Source organism: Rhizobium ecuadorense (assembly GCF_001187535.1).
GTDB classification, from domain to species: Bacteria; Pseudomonadota; Alphaproteobacteria; order Rhizobiales; family Rhizobiaceae; genus Rhizobium; species Rhizobium ecuadorense.
In genome coordinates this window covers 1-278 of record NZ_LFIO01000165.1, presented here as the reverse complement: position 1 = coordinate 278, position 278 = coordinate 1, and the positions used below count along the sequence as shown (strand labels likewise).

The following is a 278-nucleotide window of genomic DNA, read 5'->3' as shown; positions in this document are numbered from 1 at the left end:
GGCGGTTTCGCGGCCGAGATTGCCCTGCGAACAGGGCTGCAGTTCGTTGAGCTTGACCAGCGCTGCCCATTGGGTCGTGGTCAGTTTCTCCGCCATCAGGCTCGCAAAGATCGCCACGTGCCGCTGGTTTGCCTGCCGCAGATAGAAGCCGATTTGATCGCCGAGCGCATACTCGGCTCTTCACCAGTCGATCGACGACCCCCTTGATTGTCGCCATGTCCATGGCGGTTTCGCGGCCGAGATTGCCCTGCGAACAGGGCTGCAGTTCGTTGAGCTTG

General features: G+C 61.2%; 1 pseudogene. It reads right to left on the bottom strand.

The annotated features are described in order from the left end of the window. A pseudogene (locus tag AF337_RS45030) lies at positions 1–153 on the bottom strand (MarR family transcriptional regulator); the annotation flags it as partial. Positions 154–278 lie beyond the last annotated feature (125 nt).